The sequence below is a fragment of the Mesorhizobium sp. LNHC229A00 genome (genome assembly GCF_000502415.1).
GTDB lineage: Bacteria > Pseudomonadota > Alphaproteobacteria > Rhizobiales > Rhizobiaceae > Mesorhizobium.
Window position 1 is genome coordinate 1 of record NZ_AYWQ01000115.1, and the last position, 857, is coordinate 857.

At 51.1% G+C, this 857-nt stretch carries 1 protein-coding gene; it reads left to right on the plus strand.

From position 1 onward, the window contains the following. Positions 1-177: 177 nt before the first annotated feature. The coding region (locus tag X742_RS140350) for a class I SAM-dependent methyltransferase (protein WP_023775638.1) at positions 178-857 on the plus strand (680 nt) is incomplete at its 3' end.

Consider the following 857-nt stretch of genomic DNA (forward strand, 5'->3'; position numbering starts at 1 on the left):
GTTTTTGCGTTGGCATAGCTCTTGCGTCTCAAATCGTGACGTTCACGAAGGACAGAGCCGTTCGATATCCACATAGATGATTTGGATGTAACCCTAACAGTTATATAGAAAGGGTATACTCTTGCATGTTACAATTCATCCAGCCAATAGATCCAATATATAATGTAGGAGAATCATATGACTGACAAATTCATCTACAACGAGGATTGGGCTTCAATCTATGAAAAATTTTCCATCTTGCGAGGCAAGAGGGATGAGGCGGCCGAGACGGCCGCCTTTCTTGAGCGATATGCGAGCGGAGGGAGTGCTCTCGAGCTTGGTATTGGCGACGGACGCGTGGCAGTGCCGTTGAGCGAGCGCGGCGTCAGGGTCGAAGGTGTCGACAATTCGGACAGCATGTTGAAACTTCTCGCCAGGCGAACCGATCTGGTCAAGTTTTGGAAGGCGGATATTGCCAATTTCAGATCAGAGCAACGCTACAACCTCGTGTATTGTGTTTGGAACACGTTCACGTTTGTAGTCACGCGCGAAGCACAAATAGCTTGCCTGCGATCTGCCGTGGAAGCGCTAGATGATGGGGGGACTATGGTGATAGACGTGGGCGTGCCGCCCTTGGATGGGCTCGTCAGCGGCCAGCAAACCAGTACTCTACTCGTGGATCATGAGAATACGATCCTCAATGCTGCCGTCCACGATCCACTAACTCAGACGTTCGTTTCAACCCTCCTCTGGTTTTCCGGTACACAGGTCAGACGTTTACCACATCGCGTTCGTTACGTTTATCATCAGGAGCTCGATACGATGGCCGAGTGCGCAGGACTGGAATTAGCGGAGCGCTGGGGAGATTGGACGAGAGG